The organism is Methanotorris formicicus Mc-S-70 (assembly GCF_000243455.1).
GTDB lineage: Archaea > AGJL01 > Methanococci > Methanococcales > Methanococcaceae > Methanotorris > Methanotorris formicicus.
In genome coordinates this window covers 1-726 of the sequence record NZ_AGJL01000116.1, presented here as the reverse complement: position 1 = coordinate 726, position 726 = coordinate 1, and the positions used below count along the sequence as shown (strand labels likewise).

Genomic DNA, 726 nt, shown 5'->3' with positions numbered 1-726 from the left:
TGGTTTCAAAGATGGATTTGTATTTCCATCCTTTTTTACCTGTGATTACTAATTTATGATTTATTCCTTGTTTTTTAATTTTATAAAGTGCTTTTAACAGTGTCGGAATGTTTTTTCTAGGTTCTAATGTTCCAACATACAATATAAATGGATAGTTTAAGTTATACTTTTCTTTTACTTTGTTTATTTCATTTTCATTTAATGGTTTGTAGTTTTCATTTGCTGCTAAGTGAATAACTTTTATTTTATCTTCTGGGATTTTAAAGTGTTTTATAATATCTTGTTTTGTGTGGTGTGAAATTGTTATTATTTTATTAGAAATTTTTAAAGTCTTAGGCAATATAAATCTAAATCTAAAAGATGTTGAAAAAGTATATGTTTTAGGAAACAAATATGGAATAATATCATAAATCGTAGTAATTAATTTGATATTTTTTGGTTTTAAATATATTGGTTCTGCATTAATACAGTGGACAATATCTACTTTTTTTGAAATGTCATATAATCCAAGAGGTAAATATAAATACCACAATTGGTATGATTTTGTAATTCTTTTAAATGGATTTTCTAATATAATATGTTTTAGATTTGGGAACATCTGAGTATTTTTATAATTAATTAAATAAATATCATAATTATTTTTATTGGTATTGCTTGAAAGAATTTTTATTAAATGATAGATATAATATCCCCTTCCAGTTAAAGGTCTATTCAATTGTTCGGAAG

General features: G+C 23.0%; 1 protein-coding gene. It reads right to left on the bottom strand.

All coding sequences use genetic code 11. From position 1 onward, the window contains the following. A partial coding sequence (locus METFODRAFT_RS09630; RefSeq protein WP_007045441.1) for a glycosyltransferase family 4 protein occupies nt 1-726 on the bottom strand: 726 nt, incomplete at both ends.